This is a genomic window from Streptomyces sp. 6N223 (assembly GCF_052246635.1).
Lineage (GTDB): Bacteria > Actinomycetota > Actinomycetes > Streptomycetales > Streptomycetaceae > Streptomyces.
Genome location: NZ_JBQQCA010000007.1, coordinates 57,772 through 78,960 on the forward strand (window position 1 = coordinate 57,772; position 21,189 = coordinate 78,960).

Genomic DNA, 21,189 nt, shown 5'->3' on the forward strand with positions numbered 1-21,189 from the left:
TATGCTGATACGCCCTCGGGTCACGCCTCGCGGCCCGGCGGTGAGATCGGGAGACGGAGTGACAGGACTGCCGGACCCGCGGGCGTCGCGGGCCGTGTTCACCGGTACGCACGACTTCGCGTCGCTGGCCGCCCTGCCCGCCGTGGAGAACAACCTGTCCGCCCTCAGCGGGCTTTTCACCGGCAAGACATGGCAACTCCCGGACGGACACTGCACCGTGGTGCGCAATCCGGTCACGCCTCGGGAGCTGAGCAAGCCGGTCTGGGAGGCGGCCCACGACGCCACGGACACGCTGCTCATCTACTACGCCGGGCACGGCCTGATCGAGCCGAAGACCGGGCAGCTGCACCTGGCGGTCGCGGACAGCGACGGCGAGTCCGTGCACGACACGGCGGCGCCGTACGAGTGGATCCGCTGGGCCGTCGAGTCCAGCCGCGCCGCGCGGAAGGTCGTCGTCCTCGACTGCTGTTACAGCGCCAGGGCGTTCGGGGTGCAGTCCGCCGAGGCCGACCTGGCGGTCCAGGGCACCTTCCTGCTGGCCGCGAGCGCGGAGAACGCCGCCGCGCTGTCCCCGCCGGAGGAGCCGTTCACCGCCTTCACCGGCGAGCTGGTGCGGCTGCTGGAGTACGGCGTTCCCAGCGAGGACGACGAGTTTCTCGACCTGGACACCATCTTCAAGCAGTTGCGCGTCGAGCTCAGCGCGAAGGGACGCCCCGCGCCGCACCGGCTGTGCCGCGACCGGCTCGGCAGCTTCCCGTTCGCCCCGAACCGGGCGTACACGCCGCCCGTGGCGGCCGGCAAGGTGGCCGGCCCCGGCTCGCCGGCCCGGGCGCGGGACGTCCGCCCGGCCGACGGCGGGGCGGGGACGGTGCCGTACGTCCGGCTGGCGAGCCTGGCGGAGGTGCACGACGCCGTCGCGCAGCTCGGTGCGCCGCGCAGCATGGCGGACACGTTGCAGGCGATCGCGGACGGCGCGGTCGGTGCCCTGGGCTACGGCCTCGCGGTGGTCCATCTCGTCAGGCCGGACGCGAACCTGATGGTCGCGGCGGTGGCGGGCGGCGAGGACGCCGAGGCGACGCTGGCCGGACGCACCAGTTCCCGCGAGTCCTGGGAACGCCAGATGTCGAAGGGCGAACACTGGCGCGAGCTGCGCTTCGTCCCGGCCGTCAGCCGACGGTCCCACGGCGTCCAGGAGGACGCGCGACGCTCCGGCGGCCCGTGGCGTGCCGGTGACCGGCTCTACGCCCCGATGCATGCCTCCGACGGCGAGCTGCTGGCGGTGCTGGAACTGGACGCGCCCCGCGACGGCCGCCGCCCGGGAGACTGGGAGCGCGCGGCGTTACGGCTCTACGCCTCGCAGGCCGCGACGGCCATCACCAACACCCGTCTGCGCGGCAACATGCAGCGCGCTCTGATCAGGCTGGAGCAGGAGCAGCAGGCCCTGCGCGCCAGCGAGGAGGACTTTCGGCAGGCGTTCGAGTACGCCCCGGGCGCCATCGCCATCGCGGAGGTCGGCGGCGAGAGCCACGGCCGCCTCTTCCGCGTCAACGACGCGCTGTGCAGGCTGCTGGGGCGTTCGGCGGCGCTGCTGCGGCGGTACAGCTTCGCCGACCTCGTGCACCCCGACGACGCGCCCGTGCTGCTGCGGACCGCCGCCGAGGGCGGGCGCGCCGAGCTGCGGCTGAAGCGCCGCGACGGCTCCTACGTGTGGGTCTCGCTACGCAACTCGGTCGTCGCCGACGCCGCCAACGGCCCGCACATGCTGCTGACGTACGTCGAGGACATCGAGGAGCGCAAGCAGCGCGAGCTGTGGCTGGCCCGCCGCCTCAGCGAGGACCCGCTCACCAGCCTCCTCAACGGCACCGAGCTGCGCGCCCGCCTCGGCGGCCGGATCTGCGACGCGCCGTACGACGCCCCGCCGGACGAACGCCACGAGCACGTCCAGCTTCCGGAGGCCGAGTTCGGCGACGGCACGGGCCTTGCCGTCATCTTCTGCGACGTGGTCGGCCTGAAGTCGATCAACATCCAGCACGGACACCGTGTCGGCGACGCGGTGCTGATCGAGGTCGCGCGGCGGCTCGCCGACGGGGTCCGGGACGACGACACCCTCGCCCGACTCGGGAGCGACGAGTTCGTCATCCTCGTCGAGGGCGTGAGCCGGGCCGGGGCCGCAGATCTGGCCGACCGCCTGGGCAGGCTGCTGGCGGCGCCCATGGCGCTCGACGGCCGGGACGTGCCGGTGACCGCCCTGGTCGGCGTGAGCTGGGCCCACTGCGGCACCCCGGCCGACGAGACCCTGCGCGCCGCCGTCGAGGACGCCTACATGTCGACGGCGCGGGTGGGCTGAGCCGGACGGCGGCCGGAGATCGCCGAGTACGCACGCTGGTTCGCCGCTCCGCACACGGGTACCGACGACGATCACACGGCGCCGCGGCTCAGAACTGCACGTCCGAGCAGGCGTAGAAGGCGTTGCCGGTGTCGGCCACGTTCCAGACGGCCAGGATGAGGTGGCGTCCGGACAGGCCGCCGGGCAGGGTGCCCTCGTGGCTCTCGGTCTGGCCGGGCTGCGCGCCATCCATCGGCACGGTCAGGAACGGCTCCGGCCGCAGGTCGGCGCGGGTGAGCGGCTGGCCGGGGTCGTAGGAGTCGTTGGTGAGGAAGTACTGGAAGTCGCTGGTGCTGTGCCCGACCGTGAACGTCCAGTCGAAGGAGTAGGTGCCGCCCGCGGTGAGGTCCGTGGCCGGCCAGGAGCCGCCGCGCGGGTCGTCGAGTTGCGCGAACCGCGTGTTGCCGGCCGAGCAGATCTGGCCGTCCGGCGGGCCCGCCTGCGGGAATCCCTTCGGGCCTTCGACGCTCTGCGGCTCGTAGACGATCTCGCCGCAGCCGCTCACCGCGCCCTGGGCGCAGAACGACTGGCGGCTGGTGGGTGTGGTGGTGTAGCCGTGTGCCTGAGCCGGGCCGCTCGTCGCGAGAACCGAGGCCAGGGCCAGTCCCGTGCCGACGGCGGCGGCGATCTTCTTGCGCATGCTTCGCTCCCGGAGGGTGTGGGGGTTGAGAGAGAACGAGCTGCGGTCTAGACCACCCTCGACGGTACCGGCGCCGTGGTCGTCATGTCCATACCAATGACGGCTATGCTGAGCGTGTGGCGGTGATCCTGGTGACGGGCATGTCCGGCACCGGGAAGTCGACGGCGCTGGACGGCCTGGCGCGGCGCGGGTACCGGGTGGTGGACACCGACGTCGGGGGCTGGATGCGGGAGATCCCCTTCCCCGACGGCGGCGGGGTCGAGACGCTGTGGCGCGAGGAGCTGATCGACGCGCTGATCGCGGAGCACGAGCGCTCCGGCGAGCCGCTGTTCATCGCGGGCACGGTGCGGAACCAGGTGGCGTTCCACTCCCGCTTCGACGAGATCGTTCTCCTCAGCGCTCCCCTGGAGGTGACGCTCGAACGCATCGCCACCCGCGCCGCGAATCCCTTCGGGAAGTCCGCCGAGGAACGCGCCAGGATCGTGGCGGACACGGCCGGGGTCGAGCCCCTGCTGCGCGCTTCGGCCACCGTGGAGATCGACACCCGGCGGCCGGTGACCGAGACCGTGGACCGGCTCGCGGCGCTGGCGGGGCGGCGCTGAGGTTCCGCCTACCGCCGCGGCGCCAGCGAGGGCGGGGTGCGGACGCCGAACTCGCGGCGCAGCGCCGACAGGGCGGCCAGGTGCCCGCACATGCCGTGCACGCCGGGGCCGGGCGGGGTGGACGCCGAGCACAGGTAGACGCCCGGCAGCGGCGTGCGGTGGGGGTCGAGGCGGGCGACGGGCCGGGCGAGGCTCTGGCGGAGGGTCATGGCCCCGGCCGCGATGTCGCCGCCGACGTAGTTGGGGTTGTAGCGCTCGAAGTCGGCCGCGGCCACGCTCCGGTGCGCGATGACGGTGTCGGTGAAGCCCGGCGCGTGGCGCTCCACGCGGGCCCGGACCGCCTCGTAGGGGTCGGCGGTGGAGCCGTTGGGCACGTGGGCGTACGCCCACACCGGGCGTTTGCCCGGGCGGGCCCGGCCCGGGTCGGCCACGGCCGGGTCGACGAGCAGGACGAACGGCCGGTCGGCGGCGATGGACCGGGCGGCCAGCGTCTCCGCGCGGTACACCTCGGCCTGCGTGCCCCCGAGGTGGACCGTGGTGGCGTTCGCCGTCTCGGGGTCGGTCCACGGGATGGGCTCGGAGACGAGGAGGTCGACCTTGGCGGCGGCGGGCCCGTGGCGGAAGCGGCCGAGGCGGGCGCGGTAGCGGGCGGGCAGCCGGTCGCCCGCGATCCCGAGGAGCCCCTTGGGCGCGACGTCGAGGAGGATCGCCCTGGCGGTCGGCAGCTGGTCGAGGCGGGTGATGGCGGCCCCGGTGTGGATGACGCCTCCGTGGTCGGCGATGTCGGCGGCGAGGGCGTCGGCGATGCGGGCGCTGCCGCCGCGCGGGAGGGGCCAGCCGGACCGGTGCGCCAGGTGGCCCAGCAGCAGGGCCACGGCGGCGGAGGGGAGGCTGGGCAGGCGCCCCACGCCGTGTGCGGCGACGCCCGCGAGCAGGGCGCGGGCCGCCTCGCCGCCGAACCGGCGGCTGGCCAGGGGCGTTCCGTGGACAAGCAGGCGGTGCGCCAGCGTCAGCGCGGCGGCGGGCGATCCCAGGGCTTTCGGCAGGGCCCTCGGCAGGGACGCGGGGCCGGTCATGAGGAGCTCGACGAGGCGTTCGCTGTGGTCGAGCAGCGGCCGCATGAGGCCGCGCCAGCGGGGCCCGTCGGCGCCCAGCCCCGCGCAGGTGCGCTCCAGATCCTGGTACGCCACGGCGGAGGGCGCGCCGTCGAGCGGGTGGGCGTAGGCGGCCGGGGAGCGCATGAACACCACGCCGCGGGCGGCGAGGCCGAACGCGGTGAAGAACGGCGAGGCCAGGGCCAGCGGGTGGACCGCGGAGCAGATGTCGTGGACCACGTCGCCATCGAAGAGGGGCTCGGTGCGCAGCCCGCCGCCGATGGTGTCGCGCGCCTCGAAGAGTTCCACGCGCAGCCCGGCTCGGGCGAGTGTGACGGCTGCGGCCAGCCCGTTGGGGCCGGTGCCGACGACGACGGCGTCGGGCGCTGCCGCGCGGTGCACGCGGTGCACGCCGCTCACGCGGCCTCCCGGCGGTCGGCGAGCCGGTTGTAGAGGCGGTTGATCTTCACGAGGTCGGCGTGGACGCCGGTGGTGGCGACGGTGCCCCGGTCGAGGACGATGATCTTCCGCGCCTGCTCGATGGTGGCGAGGCGGTGGGTGATGGCGACGACGGCGCAGCGGCGGGAGACGGCGGCGAGGGTGGCGCGCAGGGCGGCCTCCGACTCGCCGTCGAGGTTGGCGGTGGCCTCGTCCAGCAGCAGGATCCGGGGGCGTTGCAGCAGGGCGCGGGCGACGGCCAGGCGCTGGCGCTGGCCGCCGGAGAGCCCGGCGCCGCGCTCGCCCAGCTCGGTGTCGAGGCCGTGGGGCAGGGCGCGCACGACGTCGGTGAGGTGGGCCAGGCCCAGGACGTCGGCGATGTCGCGCTCGCTGGCGCGCGGGCTGGCATAGGTGAGGTTCTCGCGGATGGTGCCGCGCAGCAGGGTGTGGTCCTGGTCGACGTAGCCGACCAGCGAGCGCAGCTGCTCGAGTCGCAGCCAGCGGACGTCCACGCCGCCGATGCGGACGGCGCCCGAGTCCGGGTCGTGGAGGCGTTCGACGAGCTGGCAGACGGTGCTCTTGCCCGCGCCGGAAGGGCCGATGATGGCGGTGAGGCCGCGTTCGGGGACGGTGAAGGACACCTCGTTCAGGGCGGGGGCGTCGGCGCGCGGGTAGGCGAAGGTCACCCGGTCGAAGGCGAGGTGGTGGCCGCGGAAGGCGGCGATGACGCCGCGGGCGGGGTCCTCCTGCTCGATGGTGCCGAGCTCGCCGACGCGGTCGATCGACGCCCGGCCCTGCTGGAACTGGGCGATCGCCATGAACAGCTGCACCAGCGGCGCCACCAGGTAGAAGAGGTACATCATGAACGAGGTCATGTCGGCCGGCGACATCTCGCCGGTGGCGACCCGGGACATGCCCCACACGGTGGCGACGGTCATGGCGACCTGGCTGCCGGTGTTCATGGCGGGCGTCAGCAGCGCCGACAGCGCCGACGCGCGGATGCCGGAGCGGCGCGCGCGGTGCGCGAGTCCGTCGATGCGCTCGCTCTCGCGCCCCTCGGCGCGCGAGGCCTTCACCGTCGGCAGGGCCCCCAGGACGCGGATGATCGCGGAGCCCAGGACGCTGCTGTCCCTCCGGTTGACCAGGGACGCGGCGCGCAGCCGCCGGCCCAGGAACAGCGAGACCGCCGCGGCCGTGCCGAGGCAGCCGAGGGTGGCGGCGAGCATCAGCGGGTCGAGCCAGGCCATCATCACGATGCCGCCGACGACCGTGAAGCCGCTGGTGACGATCTGGGCCAGCGCCTGGGTGAGGGAGACCCGGGCCAGCGAGGTGTCGGTGACCAGGCGGGTGAACACGTCGCCCTGATCCCAGCGTTCGTACGCCGGGAGCCGGGCGCGCAGCAGCCGGAGGGTGAGGGTCTGCCGGATGTCGAAGACGACGTTCTCTCCGGCCCGGCCGATGGTGTAGGCGCGGGCGGCCGTCAGGGCGGCCTCGGCGGCGAACATGGCGACGGCCAGCACGATGGGGCCGGCCAGGGCGCGGTTCTCGGAGACGGCCTGGATCATCTCCCGCATCACCAGCGGCTGGATCAGGGCGGCGGCGGCGCCGAGCACGCCGAGCCCGATGCCGAGCAGCAGCAGCGCCAGGTGCCGCCGCGCGATGCCCCAGACGCTCACGGCAGCTCCTTCCGGCGGGCGGAGCCTGCCGAGGGGGCGGAGGCGCGCCGGGCGAGCACGTAGTCCACCGCGGGGTGGGTGGCGCAGAAGGCGAGGACGAACCTGTTGAGGCCCATGAACTGGCCGATCCCCAGGTGGAAGCCGGCCATCGCGGCCAGGTAGAGCCGGGCGGCGGGCCGGGGCAGCACGAACACCAGGGGGAAGCCGAGCTCGGCGGCGATGGTGCCCCACGAGACGGCCTTGGAGAGCGCCGGGTGCCTGGCGACGATGCGGTAGACCCGCTGGTCGCCGTAGTTCCTGGTGCGAATGATGCCGGCGAAGGCGTCACCCTTCAGCCAGACCGGCGAGACGGCCTTGACGACGCCGGAGGCGACGTAGGCCATCGTGGTCTCCAGCGCCAGCGCCCGCATGGCGAGGTCGACGCCCTTGTCACGGTCGTCGATCAGCGCGGTGGCGGCCAGCACCACGTTGATGACGTTCTGCATCTCGTCGGCGCCGTCGCCGCCGAGGGGGCTCCATCGCCGCTGGGTGCCGCGCATCGACGCCAGGGCGGCGCCGCCGACGGCCTGCACCGCGCGGTTGCGCGGCCACAGGAAGGTCGCCGCCGACGCGCCGGCCTGCATGGCGTACGCCGCGACGGGCACGGCCTTGGACTTCAGGACGCGGGCGAGCCGGGGGTGGCGGGCGGCGGCCTTCGTGCGAAAGGCGTCCCACTGGGGTCCCAGCAGGTCGTCCTTGCCGAAGCGCCGGTGCTGGCTGAGCATTTCGAGCGCCGCGACGAACGTGCCCAGCGAGGCGACGCGGCGCACGGCGACGTGGGCGGTTTCAGGGCTGATCACAACAACTCCTCGGGGCTTTGACGGGTCGGCCCGCCGTGCTGATGGCGCGGTGATCGGGATCAGTAGTCGGTGTTGACCGCGTCCCGGATCTGGTCGGCCAGCTCCAGCGTGGCGACCGTGAACGCGACGAACGCCGCCGCCGGGCAGATGAGCACCGGGAGCTCGGGCCCGCCGACCGGGGACCGGTCGGCGTCCGAGACGGACAGCATGCCGGGGGTGACCTCGGACAGGGACTGGTTGGCGAACTGCGCAACAGAAGACATGTTTCACCTCCTTCGAGGGGCGGAGAGTCGGATGTGGGTCTCCACCGGCGAGGCGGCGCCGGCCGCCTGTTCGGCTGGAGGCGGCATGGTCGAGGACGAACGCCGTGTGCTTCGGCTTCGACGATGCGGCGCCCGGCCGAGCGCGTTCACCGCGGCGGGAGGGGGATCCACTCGGAGGCGAAGGTGGGCTCCACGGCGCGCTGTTCGGTCGCGTCCACCGGGTTGGAGTTGAGCAGCATGAACTGCGTGCTCGTGGCTCCCGGCGCGTGCGGCACGTGTGCGCGCAGGTACCGCTCCAGCACCAGGTATCCCGGGCTGTGCCGCATGACCGCCATGTCGCCCTGGCACCTGCCGGCGGCGCGGACGATCACCTGCGTCGTGTCGAACAGCACCTTGGGCGCGCGGTTCTTCGCGTTCCACGCCAGGGCGTACCAGGGCCGGTCGCCCGTCACCTCGATCTCCGTCCAGTCGGTCGGCCGCTCGCCGACCGTGTCCCGGTAGAGCAGGTGGGTGTCCTTGACGCCCGGGTTCGGCCCGAAGAAGCGCCAGTTGGGGGTGGGGACGCGCAGCTTCCGGTCGAAGCGGCTGTCGGGCAGCTGGTTGGCGGCGGTGGCGACGAGCCAGGCGGCCAGCGCGGTGCCGACCGCGGCGTGCACCAGGTCGTCGCGCTTCATGCGGCATCACCTCCGGTGACGATGAGTTCGGCGATGGTCTTGGCGTTGACCTCCTCGGAGACCACCTGCACGTGGTCGCTGCCGTCGACGAGGTGCTGGGTGGCCCGGTCCGACAGCTCCAGCAGCGAGCGCTGCGACTCGGCGTGGGCCCGGATGTCGGCCAGCCCGTTCACGGCGGTCACCACGTGCAGCGGCACGTCGAGCCTGCCGACCGCGGGATAGGAGAACGCCTCCCGGTACTCGCGCAGCGCCGTGGCCCAGCTGCCCGGCCGCGCCTGGAACGCCGTGAAGGCGTCCCGGATCTCCTCGGGGTAACCCTCGCGCATCCGCGACATGGGGCGCGCGATGTTGAGCCCCAGGCCGGCCCACAGCCACTCCATCACCAGGTGCTGGCGGGTCCACCGGTCCGACAGTTCGCCACGGCAGCGCACCAGGTCCTCGATGGTGGTGGCGTCGACCAGCACGACGTGGGAGATTCCCTCGCCGGGGCGGCGCGCCGCGTACGCCGCGGCCAGGTAGCCGCCGAGGGAGTGGCCGGCCAGCACGACCGGCAGGTTGCCGAGGCAGCGGTCCCGCAACTCGTCGATCAGCGTGAACTGTTCGGCGGCGCCGCCGCCGGGGGCGCCGGTGCGCCTGGCGCGGCTGCTCAGGCCGTATCCCGGGCGGTGGTACTTCAGGTAGGCCACGTCCTCGGGGAGGTGCGCGCACACCCACGCCCACTCCTCGTGGGGCGCCCCCAGGCCGTTGGAGAAGATGACGCCCAGCCGGGCCCCCGCGGGGCGGTGGGCGTCGACCTCCACCCGGCCGCCGCCGGGGCGCTCGATCACCTCGTAGTCCGCCCGGCGGTCCCGGGTGCCGCGCCGCCGGGTCCACGCGCCTCGGGCGATGCCGCCCGCGAGCAGCCCACCGACCCCGAGGGCGAACTGGCGTTCCACAGAGATCGTCTTCATCCTCCGCTCTCCTGTCTGGTGTCTGGCAGGGTCCGGGTTGACCGCCCCCGTCGTGATGCCATGACATTCCCGTGACAGGTCTGCGAGTTCCTTGTACGAACGTTGAATCCGGCGCCGAGCTGCGGAAACGCGGGCGACGGCGGCGCTGAGGGACGACGGGGATGCCGGGGGAAACGGAGCCTGAGGCGGATGGCTGTTGAGTTCACGGTGCTCGGGGACGTCGAGGCGCGGATCGACGGCTCCCCGGTGGATCTGGGGCACGTGCGGCGGCAGTGCGTGCTGGTGGGGCTGCTGGTCGACGCCAACCGCGTGGTGCCGCTGGACCGGCTCGCCGACCGGGTGTGGGGCGAGCGCGCGCCGCGCGGCGCGCGCCAGGCGCTCTACAGCTACCTCTCCCGCCTGCGCACCGCGCTCTCCCACGAGCAGGTGCGCATCGCGCGGCGCCCGGGCGGCTACGTCCTGAGCCTCGAGGGGGCGATGGTCGATCTGCACCGGTTCCGCGGCCTGATCGCCGAGGCGCGGCGTGCCGACGGCGACGCCGGGCGGGCCACGGCCCTGAGGGAGCAGGCGCTCGCGCTGTGGCGGGGCGAGGCGTTCGCGTCGCTCGACACGCCCTGGCTGAACGACCTGCGCGACACCCTGCACCAGGAGCGGCTCGCCGCGGAGCTGGACCGCAACGACCTGCTGCTGCGCCAGGGGCGGCAGGGCAGGCTGCTCGCGGAGCTGCGGGAGCGCGCCGCGCAGCACCCGCTGAACGAGCGCCTGGCCGCGCAGCTGATGCTGGCGCTCTACCGCGACGGACGCGCCGCCGACGCGCTGGCCTGCTACGACCGGGTGCGGCGCGACCTGGCCGAGGAGCTGGGCACGGACCCGGCGCCGGAGCTGCGGCGGCTGCACCGGCGCATCCTGAACGCCGACCCTGCGCTCGCCGGACCGCCGGCCGCCGAGGCCCGCGCCGGCGCCGCCTCCGGGGCCGGGGCGGAGTCTGGGGCGGCGGTCCGCTCCCCCGCCGTCGGCGAGGCGCCCCGGCAACCCGCCGCCACCGCCGGGCCGGTGCCCCGGCAGCTGCCGCCCCCGCCCCGGCAGCTGATCGGGCGCGAGGCCGAACTCGCCGCGCTGACGGACGCGCTGCCCGCGGCCGGGACCGGCATGGCGATCACCGTGATCTGCGGCGTCGGCGGCATCGGCAAGACCTCGCTCGCGCTGCGCTGGGGCCACGACAGCCTGTCCCGCTTCCCCGACGGCCAGCTCCACGCCGACCTCCGCGGCTTCGACCCGGCCCTGGGGCCGGTGGAGCCCGAGGCCGTGGTCCGCGCGTTCCTCGTCGCCCTCGGCGTGGACGGCAAGGCCGTCCCCGCCGACCCCGTGGCCCAGGTCGGTCTCTACCGGAGCCTGATGGCCGACAAGCGGATGCTGGTGCTGCTGGACAACGCCAGGGACGCCGACCAGGTGCGCCCGCTGCTGCCGGGCTCGCCCCGCTCCATGGTCCTGATCACCAGCCGCGACCGGCTCGGCGGGCTGCTCGCCGCGGAGGACGCCCGGCCGCTGCCGCTCGGCACGCTCCGCCCCGACGAGGCCCGGAGGCTGTTCACCTCCCGCCTGAGCGCGAGCCGGGTGGCCGCCGAGCCCGACGCGGTGCGCGACATCGTCGCCTCCTGTGCCCGGCTGCCGCTCGCCCTCGCCGTCGCCGGCGCCCGCGCGCTCGCCAGCCCGGCGTTGCCGCTGGCCCAGCTCGCCGCCGAGCTGCGGGAGACCGAGACCCGGCTCGACGCCCTGGACACCGGGGACCTGGCGACGTGCCTGCGCGCGGCGTTCGACTCCTCCCACCGCGCGCTGGATCCCACGGCGGCACGCCTGTTCCTGCTCCTCGGCCTCGCCCCCGGCCAGGACACCGGCCTGCGCGCGGCCGCCGCCCTGGCCGCGCTCACCACCCGCCAGGCGCGGGTCTCGCTGCGCACGCTGGAGGGCGCCCACCTCGTGCAGCAGCACGCCCCCGGCCGGTTCCGCATGCACGACCTGGTGCGCCTGTACGCCGCCGACCGGGGCGTTCACGACCTGCGGGCCGCGGAGCGCGAGGACGCGCTGGGGCGGCTGATCGGCTACTTCACGCACACCTCGGCCGCGGGCCACGCCCTGCTGGACCCGCACGGCGTTCCGGCGCCTCTCGACGACCCGGAGGGCTTCGAGCCGCACCGGCCGGTGGACCAGGCCGAGGCCATGGCGTGGTTCGACGCCGAGCACGGCAGCCTGCTGCCCGTCCAGCGGCTCGCCCTGGAGACGGGCCGCCACCGCGAGGCGTGGCGGCTGGCGTGGTGCACGGACATGTACTTCTGGCGGCGCGGGCACATCCACGACAGCGTGGCGAGCTGCCGGATGGGGCTCGCCGCCGTCCGGCGGCTGCCCGGCCCGGACGCCACCCTCGACCGGGCCGTGGCGCACCGGCGGCTGGGCCTGGCCGTCCTGCGGGCCGACCCGGACCCGCTGGCGCCGCTCCCCCACCTGCGGCGGGCGCTGGCGCTGTTCGAGGAGACCGGCGACGCGCTCAACCAGGCCCACACCCACCAGGCGCTGGCCGCCGTCCAGGAGAACGCCGGCGACGACGAGGGCGCGCTACGGCACGCGGCGCGTTCCCTGGAGCTGTACCGGCCGCTGGGGGACGTCATGTGGACGGCCAACGCTCTCAACACGCTGGGCTGGTTCCAGGCCAGGCTGGGGCGGTACGCCGCGGCGCTCGCCAACTGCCGGGCGTCGCTCGCCGTCTGCCAGGAGCTCGGCTACCGGGAGGGCGAGGCGTCCGCGTGGGACAGCCTGGGCTACCTCGCCACCCGCACCGGCCGGCACGCCGAGGCCGTCGGCCACTACCGCCGCGCGCTGGGGCTGCGGCGGGCGCTCGGCGACCGGTACGAGGAGGCCGACGCGCTGGTCCGGCTGGGCGAGGCGTACCAGGCCCTGGGCCGGCACGCCCTGGCCCGGCTGTGCTGGCGCCGGGCCCTGGACCGGCTCCGCGTCCAGCACCGCGCCGAGCGGGCCCGGCGGGTGGAGGAGCTGCTCGGCGCGGCGGGCTCCACACCGGGGCCCGGGGGGCGCCGCCTCGCGGGCCAAGCGGCGCGCGGCTGAGGGGCGCGGCGCGGCGCCGGCCGTTACGCCGCGCGGCGGCCGCGCTCGGCCTCCGGCCGGCTTCCGGCGGGCGGCGGCCCGGCGATTTCGGGGTGCTCGGAGTGCGTGGCGAAGCCCTCCTGCCTGGGGTGCTCGCCGCGCGGGGGCACGCCGCGCGCGGCGCGCAGCAGCGCCAGCGACAGCAGCGCCAGCGCGACCAGCACCGAGCCGGCGGCGACGTCGAAGACGCGCGCCTCGCCCACCACCGTGTCGCCGAGGCCCAGCAGGAACGGCGAGCTGGCCAGCCAGGCCCCCGCCACCAGCGTCACCACGTCGGACAGCCAGCCGCCGCCCGCGTACAGGCGGTGGCTCGCGACGAAGACCATGACCAGCCCGACGGCCGTCTCGTTGACGTGGGCGTCCCTCGCGCCGTCCGGCGTCCCCACCACCCACGGCGCGACGAACAGCGTCACGCCGATGACCAGCATGAACAGCCCGATGATCTCGTCGTGCTGCGCCTTCCGGAGGGACCGCCTCGGCACCCGGCCGCGCCACGACGTGCCGGAGTAGTGCGTGAGTGTCATGACCGCACCTGCCCTCCCTCTCGTGCTCACCTCCAGCCTCCGGCGCGGCGCGCCGGGCCGCAAGCGGGGGCGGGCGCCGCAACGCCACCGCCATTGGTCGGGTGTATGTACGCGTCACCGCCACATGAGCGCGTCCGGATCCGGACCGAGGGAGCCTTGACCGGGATACATCGGATGTCTAGTGTCGCCGTGACACAGACCATATGAGGGAGTGCGCCCGTGGCTCGCTTCACCGAGATACGCACGCATGACGTGCGCTTTCCCACCTCCCGGACGCTGGACGGGTCCGACGCGATGAACCCCGATCCGGACTACTCGGCCGCCTACCTGCGGCTGCTCACCGACGCCGGCGACGACCTGGAGGGGCACGGGTTCGTCTTCACGATCGGCCGCGGCAACGACGTCCAGGTCGCGGCGCTCCGCGCGCTGGAGAACCACCTCGTCGGGCGGGACGTGGAGACGACCCTGTCCGACCTGGGCGGCGTGTGGCGGGAGCTGGTGGGCGACTCCCAGCTCCGCTGGCTCGGCCCGGAGAAGGGCATCATGCACATGGCGATCGGCGCGGTCGCCAACGCGCTGTGGGACCTGCGCGCCAAGCGCGCGGGCCTGCCGCTGTGGCGGCTGCTCGCCCTCCTCAGCCCCGAGGAGATCGTCGACCTGGTCGACTTCCGGTACCTCACCGACGCCCTGACCCGCGAGGAGGCGCTCGGCATCCTCAAGGCGGCCGAGCCCGGCCGGGCCGAGCGCGAGGCGCGGCTGCTGCGCGAGGGCTACCCGGCGTACACCACCACGCCCGGCTGGCTCGGCTACGACGACGAGAAGCTGGCACGGCTGTGCCGGGAGGCGGTGGCCGACGGGTTCACGCAGATCAAGCTCAAGGTGGGCGCCGACCTGGAGGCCGACCTGCGCAGGCTGGCGCTGGCGCGCGAGGTGTGCGGGCCTGACGTGCGCATCGCCGTCGACGCCAACCAGCGCTGGGACGTCGCCGACGCGATCCGCTGGATCGAGGCGCTCGCGCCCTACGACCTGGCCTGGGTCGAGGAGCCGACCAGCCCCGACGACGTCCTCGGCCACGCCGCCATCGCCGAGGCCATCGCCCCGACCCCGGTCGCCACCGGCGAACACGCCGCCAACCGCGTGATGTTCAAGCAGTTCCTCCAGGCCCGGGCGCTGTCGGTGCTCCAGCTCGACGCGACGCGGGTCGCCGGCGTGAACGAGAACATCGCGATCCTGCTGCTGGCCGCCAAGTTCGGGGTCCGGGTCTGCCCGCACGCGGGCGGCGTGGGCCTGTGCGAGGCCGTGCAGCACCTGGCGATGTTCGACTACCTCGCGGTCTCCGGCTCCCTCGACGGCCGCGTGATCGAGTTCGTCGACCACCTGCACGAGCACTTCGTCACCCCGGTCGACGTCCGCCGGGGCCGCTACTTCGCGCCCACCGCGCCCGGCGCCGGCACGCAGATGCTCACCCCCTCCATCCAGGAGCACGCGCATGGCTGAGGCCGTGACCGCCTCCGCCGCGCCGGCGACCGAGGCGCTGCTGGAGGTCGAGGGCGTCGACAAGTCCTTCCCCGGGGTGCGGGCGCTGTCCGGGATGCGCCTGGACCTGCGCTCCGGCGAGGTGCTGGCGCTGGTCGGGGAGAACGGCGCCGGCAAGTCGACGCTGATGAAGCTGCTGACGGGCATCTACGCCGCCGACGCCGGAACGTTCAGCCTCGGCGGGAAGCCGTACGAGCCGACCAGCCCGCGCCACGCGCTTCAGCTGGGCATCAGCATCATCCACCAGGAGTTCAACCTGGTGCCGCACCTGACGGTCGCCCAGAACATCTTCATCGGCCGCGAGCCGCGCCGCGCCGGCCGGCTGTGGCTGGACGAGCGGAAGCTGAACGCCGACGCCGCCGCGCTGCTCGATCGCCTGGGCCTGCCGCTGGACCCGCGCGCGGTCGTCGGCGAACTGACCGTCGCCAACCAGCAGATGGTGGAGATCGCCAAGGCCCTGTCCTACGAGCCGCGCGTGCTGATCATGGACGAGCCGACGGCCGCCCTGAACGAGGCCGAGGTCGCCACGCTGCACGAGCTGATACGCCGCTTCGTCAGGCCCGGCACCGGCGTCATCTACATCTCCCACCGGATGGCGGAGATCAAGCGGATCGCCGACCGCGTCACCGTGATCCGTGACGGCGAGTACGTCGACACCCTTCAGGTGGCCACGGCGGAGACGGCCGAGATCATCGGGCTGATGGTGGGCCGGGCCCTGAACGCCGACGCCCGGCCCGAGGGCGTGCGTACGGGCCGCGAGGTCGTGCTCGGCGTCCGGGGCCTTGTCACGAAGTCGCTGCTGAAGGACGTCTCCTTCGACCTGAGGGCCGGCGAGATCCTCGGCTTCGCCGGGCTGATGGGCGCGGGAAGGACCGAGGTGGCGCGGGCGATCGTCGGCGCCGACCGGATCGCCGCGGGCCGGATCATGGTGCGCGGCGAAGAGGTACGCATCCGCAACCCGGCCGAGGCCGCGCGGCACGGGATCGGCTACCTGTCGGAGGACCGCAAGCGGTTCGGGCTGCTGCTGGAGCAGGACGTCAAGGCCAACATCGCGCTCAGCGCGCTGCGCGACCGGTTCACCAGGGCCGGGTTCGTGCGCGACGGGGCGCTGCGGGCCAGGGCCGAGGAGACGATCGGCACCCTGCGCATCAAGACCCCGTCCGCCGGCCAGACGGCCAAGCACCTCTCCGGCGGCAACCAGCAGAAGGTCGTCATCGCCAAGTGGCTGGTCAAGGACTGCGACATCCTCATCTTCGACGAGCCGACGCGCGGCATCGACGTCGGCGCCAAGGAGGAGATCTACCAGCTCCTCAACGAGCTGGCCGCCCAGGGCAAGTCGATCATCATGATCTCCTCCGAGCTGCCGGAGATCCTGCGCATGTCACACCGCGTCGTGGTGATGAGCGAGGGGCGCGTCACCCGCGTGATCGAGGCCGCCGACGCGACCCAGGAGCAGATCATGCACTACGCGACGCTGCGGCCCGACGAGAACCCGGCCGACGCCGCCGAGCTCGGCCTCATCAACGCCGACCCCGAAGAAGAGGCGGAACAGCCATGACAACGGTGAAGACGGTGAAGCCACCGGCGTCGGATCCGCGGAAGGACAAAGAGGCACGGGCCGTCATGGCCGTGGTCAGGGGCAGGCTCCAGCAGCTGCTGGCGTTCGCGAGTCTGATCGTGATCTACACCTTCTTCGCGATCGCCAGCCCCTACTTCCTCACCTACGACAACTTCATCTCGATCCTGTACTCCACGGTGGTCATCGGAACCCTGGCGGTCGGGACGACGTTCGTCATCATCTCCGCGGGGATCGACCTGTCGATCGGCACCGGCATGGCGCTGTGCGCCGTGATGGCCGGGGTCTTCATGGTCGACGCCGACCTGCCGCTGATCGTCGGTGTGCCGCTGACGATCCTGTTCGGCGGGCTCATGGGGCTCATCAACGGCGTCACCATCGCGCTGCTGAAGATCCCTCCGTTCATCGCGACGCTGGCGATGATGATGGTGGCCGAAGGGCTCGCGCTGGTCGTGTCGGACAGCACCCCCATCTACTTCAACGACGTCTCCGGCTACACCGACATCTCCACCGGTCACGTCCTTCCGGGGGTCGACATCCCCAACGCGGTGCTCATCCTCCTCGCGATCGCGGCCGTCGCGGGCGTGCTGCTCACCAAGAGTGTGCTGGGCCGCTACACCTACTCGATCGGCAGCAACGAGGAAGCCACCGCGCTGTCCGGCATCGACGTGCGCCGGTGGAAGATCGCGATCTACGCCTTCGCAGGGCTGTTCATCGGCCTGGCCGGGGTGCTGATCTCCGCCCGCCTCGGCTCGGCCCAGCCCGCCACCGGCCTGGGCTACGAACTCCAGGCGATCGCCGCCGTCGTCATCGGCGGCACCTCGCTGTCCGGCGGCAAGGGCACGATCACCGGAACCCTGATCGGCGCCCTCATCATCGGGGTGCTCAACAACGGCCTGCAGATCATGTCGATTCCCCAGGAATGGCAGAGCGTGATCCTCGGCTGCGTGATCCTCCTCGCCGTCTACACCGACCGCGTCCGCAAGAAGGAAACGACATGAGACCGTCACCCACCGGAACGAAGGAGATCTGGCGATGAGAAGCATGAGGAAGGCGGTCGCCGCCTGTGCCGTGGCGTTGTCCATGGCGATGATGCTGACCGCGTGCAGCAGGGACGATGCCGGTGGCGGGGACGGCCCTCTTATCGCGATCGTTTCCAAGGGCTTCCAGCACCAGTTCTGGCAGGCCGTCAAGAGCGGTGCCGAGCAGGAGGCGGAGGAGCGGGGGGCGCGGATCACGTTCGTGGGCCCGCCCACCGAGGCGGACGTGGAGGAGCAGATCAACATGCTCACCAACGAGCTCGCCAAGAACCCCGACGCCCTCGGCTTCGCCGCGCTCGATTCGCAGGCCGCCGAGCCGATGCTGCAGGACGCCGACTCGCGGGGCATCCCGGTGGTGGCCTTCGACTCCGGCGTCGAGTCCGACGTCCCGGTGACCACCGTGGCCACGGACAACAAGGCCGCCGCCGCGCTGGCGGCCGAGCACCTGGCCGAGGAGCTGGGCGGCGAGGGCAAGGTCGCGCTGATCGTGCACGACCAGACGAGCCTGTCCGGCAAGGACCGCCGGGACGGCTTCCTGGAGTGGATGGAGCAGAACGCGCCCGGCATCACCGTGCTGGAGCCGCAGTACGGCGGCGGCGACCAGCAGCAGTCCGCCGACATCGCCAAGTCGATCATCCAGGCCAACCCCGACCTGGACGGGATCTACGCCGCGAACGAGGGCTCGGCGGTCGGCATGATCAACGGCGTGCGGGAGAGCGGCAAGGACGGCCTGACGCTCGTCGGCTTCGACTCGGGCAAGGCCCAGATCGACGCCATCAACAACGGGGCGATGCTCGGCGCCGTCACCCAGGACCCGGTCGACATGGGCCGGCAGCTCGTCGACGCCGCGCTGAAGGCCATCGACGGCCAGGAACTGCCCGAAGAGATCGACACGGCGTTCCACTGGTACGACAAGGCCAACATCAACGACCCCGAGATCCAGGCCACGCTCTACGAATAACCCAGAGAGTCCTGCGGACGCATCCGCGGTGGTGCGGGCGGCGACCGCCGCACCACCGCGGCCCCGTTTCAGGGCTGGGCCGGCCCGACGCGCACGAGGGCGATCGCGCTGGTCCGCCAGCCGTCGCCGCGCAGCACGGCCGCGATCCGGGCCTCCGGCCGCCCCCCGGCCCGGGCACGGGGCGTCACCTCGAAGCCGATGGAGCGCGTCTGCCCGTCGCGGATCGACGTCGTCCTCAGGCCCGCGCCGGTGGCGCTCCAGCCCTCGGGGAGCTCCAGGGTCAGCTCGCCCGCCGGGACGGTCCTGCCGACGGCCGTGACGGCGACCTCGCAGGCGAAGGGCGTCCCGTCGGCCGCCGCCTCGGGAGCGGACAGCGCCAACCTGACCTGCGCGGTGGCCACGTAGCCGCGCCCCTCGCGGGCGGCGAGGGTGATCTGCTCGCCGTCGCGGGCGACCTCGACCGTCCGGCCGCTCGCCTCGTCCCGCACCTCGAACAGGCCGCCGAACAGGCCGCCGCGGACGGTCAGCGCGCCGGAGCGCCCGGGGCGCAGCGCCGCCCTGGTCGGCGTTCCGCCCTCCCAGTCGATGTCCACATCCACGTCGCCGCGCGCCCGCAGGCCCCTGACGGAGCCGGACGCCCAGAACGCCGGCAGCGCGGGCAGCAGGTCGATGACGCCGCGATGGCTCTGCACCAGCATCTCCGCGGCGCCGGCCGTGGCGCCGAAGTTGCCGTCGATCTGGAACGGCGGGTGGGTGTCCCACAGGTTGGCGAGGGTGCTGTCCCGCAGCTGCTGCGACAGCATGGTGTGGGCGTGGTCGCCGTCGCCGAGCCGCGCCCAGAAGTTGATCTTCCACGCCTTGCTCCAGCCGGTGCCGCCGTCGCCGCGCGCCGTCAGGGAGACGCGGGCGGCCTCGGCGTAGTCGGGCTGGTCCTGGGGGGTGATCTGCCGGCCGGGGTGGAGGGCGAAGAGGTGCGAGACGTGCCGGTGGTCGTTCTCCGGATCGTCCCAGTCCTCCTTCCACTCCTGGAGCTGCCCCCACGAGCCGATGCGCAGGCCGGGGTCGAGGCGGGCGAGGGTGTCGGTCAGCTCGGCGACGAAGCCGCCGTCGTCCCCGACGCCGAGCGCCTCGGCCGCCTCCGCCGTGCTGGTCAGCAGGTCCCACACGATCTGCTGCGACATCGAGGTCCCGGCGGAGAATTCGCCCTGCTCCGGCGAGAAGCTGGGCGACACCACGAGCAGCTCGTCCCTGGGGTCGGCGACGAGCTCGTCGATCCAGAACTGGGCGAGGGCCTTCATCACCGGGTAGGCGCGCTCGCGCAGGAAGTCCTCGTCGAGGGTGAAGAGGTAGTGCTCGTAGAGGTGCTGCGCCACCCACGCCCCGGCCTCCGGGAACCAGAAAGCCGTGGGCCAGTCGTGGACGCCGGTGAAGCCGAAGGGGGTGGTCTCGTTGTGCACCACCCAGCCCCGGCTGCCGAACATCTCCCGGGCGGTGACCTCGCCGGGCGGCACCAGCGAGGCGACGTAGTCGAAGAGCGGCCCGGTCAGCTCGGAGAGGTTGGTGGTCTCGGCGAGCCAGTAGTTCATCTGGAGATTGATGTTGACGTGGTAGTCGGCGCTCCACGGCGGGGTGGTGGAGTTGTTCCACACACCCTGGAGGTTCGCCGGGAGCGAGCCGGGGCGGGAGGAGGAGATCAGCAGGTACCGGCCGTACTGCACGTACAGCACTTCGAGGGCCCTGCGCTGGGCCGGGGTCGCGGTGCCGTCCCGGTACGCGCCCAGCAGCGCGTCGGTGGGAACGCCGGGGTCCTCCTCGCCCACCGTGAGCCGCATTCGGTCGAACAGCGCGCGGTAGTCGGCCACGTGCGCCTCGCGCAGCGCGGCGTAGCCCTTCGCGGCCGCCGCGTCGAGCCGCTCGGTGACGGGGCCGTGCGGGTCGGCGCCGGTGCGGTAGTCCGGGTAGCGGGCGGCGTAGTCGGTCCCGGCCGCGAGGACGAGCGTCACCGCGTCGGCGTCCGCGACGGTGACGGAGCCGTCGGCGTTGTCGGAGCGGCTGCCGCCCTCGGCGAGGACCTGGATCTGCGCCTCGAACCGCAGCCCGTTCTCGTTCAGCGCACCGGCGAGGGTGATGCGCCCGCCGCCGGCCGTGACGCTCGCCGAGCGGTTGGTCTCGGTGGTGACCGAGACGGTGAGGCCGACGGCGCCGGGCCGGTCCGCCGTCAGGCGGGCGACGATCACGCCGTCCGGGGCGGAGGCGAAGTACTCGCGGGCGTAGGCCACGCCGCCCGAGGCGTAGGTGACGCCCGCAAGGGCCTGCCCGATGTCGAGGTAACGCCGGTAGTCGCCCGGCTCGGCGGGCTCCGGCGTCATCTGGATCCAGACGTCGCCGAAGGTCTGGTGGGCGCCGTAGCCCGTCCTGGCCTGGCCGAGCTGGTCCGCGACCCACTCCGGGTCGGTCCGCAGCTCGTCGTCGATGCGGCGCTGGACCTCCTCGATGGCGCCGGGGCGGGGGGCGGTCCAGTTGCCGAAGGTGTAGCCCGCCACGCCCGGGCCGCCGGTCCACAGCGTCTTCTCGTTGAACTGCAGCCGCTCCCTCGCCGGGTCGCCGAAGACGCACGCACCCAGCGCGCCGTTGCCGATCGGGAGCGACTGCGACTCCCAGTCGGTGGCGGGCGCGTCGTACCACAGGGCCGTGGGCGTGGCCCGGGGGCGCTCGCCGGGCCGCTGGGCGGAGGCGGCCGACGCGTCGGTCAGCGGCGGCAGCCCGAGGGCGGCGGCGGCGCCGGTCGCGCCGGCCATGAACACGCGTCTGGGGACGCCTTGTCGGGTCATCAC

General features: G+C 73.5%; 16 protein-coding genes and 1 pseudogene. 8 read left to right on the forward strand and 9 right to left on the reverse strand.

Features of this window, described 5'->3' with window-relative positions; genetic code table 11:
- Nucleotide 1: 1 nt before the first annotated feature.
- Both ACTWQH_RS07285 and ACTWQH_RS07290 read left to right on the forward strand, forming a co-directional pair.
- Nucleotides 2–691, forward strand: a pseudogene (locus ACTWQH_RS07285) (caspase, EACC1-associated type); the annotation flags it as partial.
- Nucleotides 692–868: 177 nt separating this feature from the next.
- Nucleotides 869–2,347 carry a diguanylate cyclase domain-containing protein gene (locus ACTWQH_RS07290; protein ID WP_443285602.1) on the forward strand — a complete coding sequence of 493 codons (1,479 nt, stop codon included), beginning with the start codon at nt 869–871 and terminating at the stop codon, nt 2,345–2,347.
- Between the two features lie 88 nt (nt 2,348–2,435).
- On the opposite strand, the gene ACTWQH_RS07295 is transcribed toward ACTWQH_RS07290, so the two are convergent.
- Entirely contained in the window at nt 2,436–3,026 is a 591-nt protein-coding gene (locus tag ACTWQH_RS07295) for a lytic polysaccharide monooxygenase auxiliary activity family 9 protein (protein ID WP_443285526.1), read from the reverse strand.
- 116 nt (nt 3,027–3,142) lie between these two features.
- Between ACTWQH_RS07295 and ACTWQH_RS07300 the strand changes: the two genes are divergently transcribed.
- Nucleotides 3,143–3,628 carry an AAA family ATPase gene (locus ACTWQH_RS07300; protein ID WP_443285527.1) on the forward strand — a complete coding sequence of 162 codons (486 nt, stop codon included), beginning with the start codon at nt 3,143–3,145 and terminating at the stop codon, nt 3,626–3,628.
- An 8-nt stretch (nt 3,629–3,636) separates the two neighbouring features.
- On the opposite strand, the gene ACTWQH_RS07305 is transcribed toward ACTWQH_RS07300, so the two are convergent.
- The 6 genes from ACTWQH_RS07305 to ACTWQH_RS07330 all read right to left on the reverse strand — a co-directional run bounded on the left by ACTWQH_RS07305 (nt 3,637) and on the right by ACTWQH_RS07330 (nt 9,562).
- Nucleotides 3,637–5,142, reverse strand: coding sequence for a phytoene desaturase family protein (locus tag ACTWQH_RS07305; RefSeq protein ID WP_443285528.1), 1,506 nt, complete (start codon nt 5,140–5,142; stop codon nt 3,637–3,639).
- Nucleotides 5,139–6,836, reverse strand: coding sequence for an ABC transporter ATP-binding protein (locus tag ACTWQH_RS07310; RefSeq protein WP_443285529.1), 1,698 nt, complete (start codon nt 6,834–6,836; stop codon nt 5,139–5,141). Before ACTWQH_RS07310 ends, ACTWQH_RS07305 begins: the two co-directional genes overlap by 4 nt.
- Nucleotides 6,833–7,675 carry a hypothetical protein gene (locus tag ACTWQH_RS07315; RefSeq protein ID WP_443285530.1) on the reverse strand — a complete coding sequence of 281 codons (843 nt, stop codon included), beginning with the start codon at nt 7,673–7,675 and terminating at the stop codon, nt 6,833–6,835. Before ACTWQH_RS07315 ends, ACTWQH_RS07310 begins: the two co-directional genes overlap by 4 nt.
- A gap of 59 nt (nt 7,676–7,734) precedes the next feature.
- Nucleotides 7,735–7,938, reverse strand: a complete 204-nt coding sequence (locus tag ACTWQH_RS07320) for a hypothetical protein (protein WP_443285531.1) — start codon at nt 7,936–7,938, stop codon at nt 7,735–7,737.
- A gap of 146 nt (nt 7,939–8,084) precedes the next feature.
- Nucleotides 8,085–8,612: a hypothetical protein gene (locus ACTWQH_RS07325; protein WP_443285532.1), complete on the reverse strand. Its 528-nt coding sequence runs from the start codon at nt 8,610–8,612 to the stop codon at nt 8,085–8,087.
- Complete coding sequence (locus ACTWQH_RS07330) at nt 8,609–9,562, reverse strand: alpha/beta fold hydrolase (RefSeq protein ID WP_443285533.1); 954 nt, start codon at nt 9,560–9,562, stop codon at nt 8,609–8,611. The genes ACTWQH_RS07325 and ACTWQH_RS07330 overlap by 4 nt, the downstream gene beginning before the upstream one ends.
- A gap of 189 nt (nt 9,563–9,751) precedes the next feature.
- Here ACTWQH_RS07330 and ACTWQH_RS07335 point away from each other — a divergent pair, with 189 nt between their 5' ends.
- Nucleotides 9,752–12,679 (forward strand): AfsR/SARP family transcriptional regulator, encoded by a 2,928-nt coding sequence (locus ACTWQH_RS07335; protein ID WP_443285534.1) that lies wholly within the window; start codon nt 9,752–9,754, stop codon nt 12,677–12,679.
- Between the two features lie 23 nt (nt 12,680–12,702).
- Here ACTWQH_RS07335 and ACTWQH_RS07340 read toward each other — a convergent pair whose 3' ends face one another.
- Nucleotides 12,703–13,242, reverse strand: a complete 540-nt coding sequence (locus tag ACTWQH_RS07340; RefSeq protein WP_443285535.1) for an SPW repeat domain-containing protein — start codon at nt 13,240–13,242, stop codon at nt 12,703–12,705.
- A gap of 219 nt (nt 13,243–13,461) precedes the next feature.
- On the opposite strand from ACTWQH_RS07340, the gene ACTWQH_RS07345 reads away from it, so the two are divergent.
- From ACTWQH_RS07345 to ACTWQH_RS07360, 4 genes are all read left to right on the forward strand, one after another.
- Nucleotides 13,462–14,739 (forward strand): enolase C-terminal domain-like protein, encoded by a 1,278-nt coding sequence (locus ACTWQH_RS07345; protein ID WP_443285536.1) that lies wholly within the window; start codon nt 13,462–13,464, stop codon nt 14,737–14,739.
- On the forward strand, nt 14,732–16,336 hold the full coding sequence (locus ACTWQH_RS07350; RefSeq protein WP_443285537.1) for a sugar ABC transporter ATP-binding protein: 1,605 nt from the start codon (nt 14,732–14,734) through the stop codon (nt 16,334–16,336). The genes ACTWQH_RS07345 and ACTWQH_RS07350 overlap by 8 nt, the downstream gene beginning before the upstream one ends.
- Nucleotides 16,337–16,401: 65 nt before the next feature.
- On the forward strand, nt 16,402–17,355 hold the full coding sequence (locus tag ACTWQH_RS07355) for an ABC transporter permease (protein WP_443285538.1): 954 nt from the start codon (nt 16,402–16,404) through the stop codon (nt 17,353–17,355).
- Between the two features lie 34 nt (nt 17,356–17,389).
- Nucleotides 17,390–18,355 carry an ABC transporter substrate-binding protein gene (locus ACTWQH_RS07360; RefSeq protein ID WP_443285539.1) on the forward strand — a complete coding sequence of 322 codons (966 nt, stop codon included), beginning with the start codon at nt 17,390–17,392 and terminating at the stop codon, nt 18,353–18,355.
- A 68-nt stretch (nt 18,356–18,423) separates the two neighbouring features.
- Here the strand turns inward: ACTWQH_RS07360 and ACTWQH_RS07365 are convergent, their stop codons facing one another.
- Nucleotides 18,424–21,153 carry a glycoside hydrolase family 95 protein gene (locus tag ACTWQH_RS07365; RefSeq protein ID WP_443285540.1) on the reverse strand — a complete coding sequence of 910 codons (2,730 nt, stop codon included), beginning with the start codon at nt 21,151–21,153 and terminating at the stop codon, nt 18,424–18,426.
- Nucleotides 21,154–21,189 lie beyond the last annotated feature (36 nt).

Coding starts and splice junctions, on each gene's coding strand:
- ACTWQH_RS07295 (WP_443285526.1), bottom strand. CDS start 3,026: ATGCGCAAGAAGATCGCCGCCGCCGTCGGCACGGGACTGGCCCTGGCC.
- ACTWQH_RS07320 (WP_443285531.1), bottom strand. CDS start 7,938: ATGTCTTCTGTTGCGCAGTTCGCCAACCAGTCCCTGTCCGAGGTCACC.
- ACTWQH_RS07325 (WP_443285532.1), bottom strand. CDS start 8,612: ATGAAGCGCGACGACCTGGTGCACGCCGCGGTCGGCACCGCGCTGGCC.
- ACTWQH_RS07330 (WP_443285533.1), bottom strand. CDS start 9,562: ATGAAGACGATCTCTGTGGAACGCCAGTTCGCCCTCGGGGTCGGTGGG.
- ACTWQH_RS07335 (WP_443285534.1), top strand. CDS start 9,752: ATGGCTGTTGAGTTCACGGTGCTCGGGGACGTCGAGGCGCGGATCGAC.
- ACTWQH_RS07340 (WP_443285535.1), bottom strand. CDS start 13,242: ATGACACTCACGCACTACTCCGGCACGTCGTGGCGCGGCCGGGTGCCG.
- ACTWQH_RS07350 (WP_443285537.1), top strand. CDS start 14,732: ATGGCTGAGGCCGTGACCGCCTCCGCCGCGCCGGCGACCGAGGCGCTG.
- ACTWQH_RS07355 (WP_443285538.1), top strand. CDS start 16,402: ATGGCCGTGGTCAGGGGCAGGCTCCAGCAGCTGCTGGCGTTCGCGAGT.
- ACTWQH_RS07360 (WP_443285539.1), top strand. CDS start 17,390: ATGAGAAGCATGAGGAAGGCGGTCGCCGCCTGTGCCGTGGCGTTGTCC.
- ACTWQH_RS07365 (WP_443285540.1), bottom strand. CDS start 21,153: ATGGCCGGCGCGACCGGCGCCGCCGCCGCCCTCGGGCTGCCGCCGCTG.